At 40.2% G+C, this 3,777-nt stretch carries 5 protein-coding genes; all 5 read left to right on the forward strand.

Annotation, left to right across the window (positions count from 1 at the left end; all coding sequences use genetic code 11):
• The coding region (locus K6C05_RS05755) for a hypothetical protein (RefSeq protein WP_296732354.1) at nt 1–466 on the forward strand (466 nt) is incomplete at its 5' end.
• Between the two features lie 39 nt (nt 467–505).
• The gene (gene gmhB, locus K6C05_RS05760) at nt 506–1,831 is read left to right on the forward strand and encodes a D-glycero-beta-D-manno-heptose 1,7-bisphosphate 7-phosphatase (protein ID WP_296732357.1); all 1,326 of its coding nucleotides are present in this window, start codon (nt 506–508) and stop codon (nt 1,829–1,831) included.
• A gap of 403 nt (nt 1,832–2,234) precedes the next feature.
• On the forward strand, nt 2,235–2,417 hold the full coding sequence (locus K6C05_RS05765) for a type II toxin-antitoxin system RelE/ParE family toxin (RefSeq protein ID WP_296732359.1): 183 nt from the start codon (nt 2,235–2,237) through the stop codon (nt 2,415–2,417).
• 13 nt (nt 2,418–2,430) lie between these two features.
• Complete coding sequence (locus K6C05_RS05770; RefSeq protein WP_296732361.1) at nt 2,431–3,261, forward strand: AraC family transcriptional regulator; 831 nt, start codon at nt 2,431–2,433, stop codon at nt 3,259–3,261.
• 171 nt (nt 3,262–3,432) lie between these two features.
• A partial coding sequence (locus K6C05_RS05775; RefSeq protein WP_296732363.1) for a GDP-mannose 4,6-dehydratase occupies nt 3,433–3,777 on the forward strand: 345 nt, incomplete at its 3' end.

The following is a 3,777-nucleotide window of genomic DNA, read 5'->3' on the forward strand; positions in this document are numbered from 1 at the left end:
GACAATATTTTCATTTAATAATGGTATAAACACAAAATACTCATCAGTATGTAACAATACTATTAAAGATTATCTTAAAAATAATAATATTACATTTTATGATTTGAGCGGTTCTGATGTTGGTTTTGAAAACTATAATGATGCAGATCTGCATATCGGATTTAGAGTACATTCGCATATTTACTCGTTAAGTCGCAGAATACCAAGCATATTGATAGAAGAGGATCTTAGAGGGTATGGAATAAACGAAACTCTTGGGCTGCCACATTTGTTAGCAAGTGATATCAGCTGCTCCAGTAGCAATTCAGATTTTGTTCCAAACCAAGGGTTATGTACCCACCTTAGTGATCTGATTAGATATAATTGCGCAAATAATTTTGCCAGGTACAAAGGGGTATTCCAGAATATGAAAGATTTATATTATTTGTCATATTTAAATTGGGTAAATTTACTCAAAAATCGATGAAGTTTGGCTTGAGTTGATGAGAATATGAAAACAATAATTATGGCAGGCGGTCGTGGAACACGGATTTCTGAACTGTTCCCAGATATTCCAAAGCCGCTGATTAAAATTGCAAACAAACCAGTACTGGAAAGGGAGATTGAAAGCCTTGTTAAGCAGGGATTTTCAGATATCATTATTACAGTGTCATATCTTCACGAAAAAATTGAAGAATACTTTGGCACTGGAGAACGCTGGGGAGCAAGAATAGAATATTTTGTTGAGGATCAGCCATTGGGTAATGCTGGTGCACTATTTAAATTAAGAGAAAAACTCGGTAAAGAGCCTTTTTTATTGTTAAATGCTGATGCCATGTTCGATGTGGATTTTAATCGTATGGTAAAATTTCACCGGGAGCATGGAGGCCTTATTACATTATTTACCCATCCAAACTCTCATCCTTATGATTCTGGTCTTATAATTGCCGATAACAGCAATTCAGTGGTATCTTGGCTAACTAAAGAAGATATTAGGCCAGAGTATTACAAAAACAGGGTAAATGCCGGGCTTCATGTAATAAATCCAATCGCTCTTGATATGTTAAATATTGATATTGAGAAGATTGGTACAGTTGATGAAAAAACTGGCAATACAATAAAAGTTGATCTTGACAGGCAGGTGTTAAAACCACTGTGTGGTACTGGCAAGATCTTCTGTTATGATTCTCCGGAATATGTGAAAGATATGGGCACCCCGGACCGTTTCGAAGCCGTATGTAAAGATTTTGAAAATGGTGTGGTCACAGCTAAAAATTTGGCTAATAAACAAAAGGCTGTGTTCCTGGATAGAGATGGTACGATTAATATTTACAAAGGCTTCTTGCACCACATTGAGGACTTTGAATTAATTTCTGGTATTGCAGAGGCAATCATAAAAATAAATGCCTCCGGTTACTTGTGTATAGTAGCTACAAACCAGCCTGTTATATCTCGTGGTGAGGTTACTGTTGATGAGCTTGATACCATTCATAAGAAGCTGGAAACAGAACTTGGCTTGAAGGGGGCCTATATTGATGGGTTGTATTATTGTCCACATCATCCTCACAAGGGCTATGAAGGTGAAGTGCCTGAATTAAAAATTGAGTGTGAATGCCGAAAACCAAAGCCTGGAATGTTATTTAAAGCTGCTAAAGATTATAATATTGATTTAAGCAAATCGTACATGGTTGGTGATAGCGAAAATGATATTAAGGCGGGGCTGTCTGCAGGTTGTGTAAGTATATTAGTTAATGGTGTTGGTAGTGACTATCATGAAGGTGAGTATGGCCAAATTGATACAGTGGAATCTGTATTAGAATTTGTAAATAAATATATAGTGCATGATAAATAATAAACATTAAATGTATATTGTTTGTGAATTTTAATACAAAGTGAGCCATTCAGGGGACGGACATTATCCGATGCCAGGTATATGCAGAAAATGATGAAAAAAACTGATACTGCATAAGGGCTAAGAAAGAATGGATATTGGGAAGTAATTTAGGACGCTTATAAAGTGACAAGCCGGTTTATGATGGAATGAATTCTTTATATTTTTACAAAATGTATTAAAGCTGAATTATCTATATGGAAGCTATTATGATAAAAAGGGGCTGTGCAATGTAAATGTCCATGAAAATTCCTCACCCTCAGTGGTTCACTTTTAGATTAGCATTTATATTATCCTGCATAATCCGAAGGCTGCCGATGATTTGCCGGATAAAGTAACAGAAGAAATTGAAAAATGATCTGTTATGCCGGCAAAGTTTACTGTGGTTGATGAGCCGGTAATGAGAGTCTGGAGGATCAGGATTTTTAGTGTCGATAACTATCTTGTGTTTTATAGGATTGATGATGAGACTCATACTGCCCACATCGTTCGATTTCTTTATGGTAAACGAAATTGGAAGTCTGTTCTGAGAATGAACATTGGATGAATGGAATATTAGCATGTCAACAGTTAAAACAAACAGAATTCAATATACACCCTCCCCATTTGCCAGGGCAGCTCTTTTGCACCTGGCAGAGGTGGGGCAGCTGACTGCCTTGAAGCCCCATGTTTCCCGGCGGGCTAATTTAGGTGGTTTTTTGCTGCTGGTGGTGGAGAAGGGTGCCGGGGAAATTACTGCTGATGGTAAGAGATACCAGCTTGGCAGTGGCGATGTGGCCTTTATAGATTGTTCGAAGCCTTATTCCCATAGCACGGATGATAAGCTGTGGACCATTTGCTGGGCCCATTTTGATGGTCCGGCAGCCCTTTCCATATACAGAAAGTTTCTTGCCAGATCCGGGAGGCCTGTCTTCAGTGCCCCGGATATCAGCCGGTATCTGACTTTGTTCGAGTCTCTTTTGAAGACGGCTTCAGGGGCTTCATATGTACGGGACATGAGCATCAATACCATTCTGTCCTCCTTTTTGGAAAGGCTGATGGGGGACTGCTGGGAGGGGGAAAGGCATGAGCCCGAGGATAATATGGAGGCTGTGCGCCTCTATATTGACAGCCACTACATGGAGGATATTACCCTTGAGAGATTATCCCGGGAGTTTTTTATGGAAAAGACATATCTGGGACATGTGTTTTCCAGGGTAATGGGAATATCCCCCATCAAATACCTGTCCAGCGTGCGCATCAGGAAGACCAAGGAGCTGCTTAGATTTACCGGGGATACCTTGGCGGAGATTGCGGCAAAGGTGGGATTTTCTTCTGAACAATATCTATCAAGGGTGTTCAAGTCCATGGAGGGAATTTCACCACGGGAGTACCGAAAACGCTGGAAATAGGGCGTTGCTGTTTTGGTTTGATAAAGACAAGATTGTGCAAGTTTTACCAAGGATAATGAATTGAAATAAAGGCTGTCATATGGAAAAATAATGCAGGAGCCCATGGGGCGATTGCAGGAAAAGTAATCTCTCTGCCGGGGCAGGGAGATTTTTATTTTTAGGAGGCAGATCATGAAAAAAGCATTGATTACCGGTATAACCGGACAGGATGGTTCTTATTTGGCGGAGTTTTTATTGGACAAGGGGTATGATGTTCATGGCATTATCCGGCGTTCCTCAGTGGATTATCGTGAGCGGATTGCTCATCTTGAGGGTAAGCCACATTTTCATCTTCATTATGGGGATATGGGGGATTCTATGGGGCTGATGGCGGTAATCAGTACTGTACGGCCGGATGAGATATATAATCTGGCTGCCCAGAGCCATGTCCAGGTTTCCTTTGATGCTCCTGAGTTTACTGCGGATGTGGATGCTACCGGTGTGTTGCGTATCTTGGAAGCGGTTCGTCTTTCAGGG

It is taken from the genome of Anaerovibrio sp., from assembly GCF_024697385.1.
Classification (GTDB): Bacteria; Bacillota; Negativicutes; order Selenomonadales; family Selenomonadaceae; genus Anaerovibrio.

What these genes read in the sequence shown, in the direction of transcription:
- gmhB (WP_296732357.1), top strand. Translation starts at nt 506, where the DNA reads ATGGCAGGCGGTCGTGGAACACGGATTTCTGAACTGTTCCCAGATATT.
- K6C05_RS05765 (WP_296732359.1), top strand. Translation starts at nt 2,235, where the DNA reads ATGCCGGCAAAGTTTACTGTGGTTGATGAGCCGGTAATGAGAGTCTGG.
- K6C05_RS05770 (WP_296732361.1), top strand. Translation starts at nt 2,431, where the DNA reads ATGTCAACAGTTAAAACAAACAGAATTCAATATACACCCTCCCCATTT.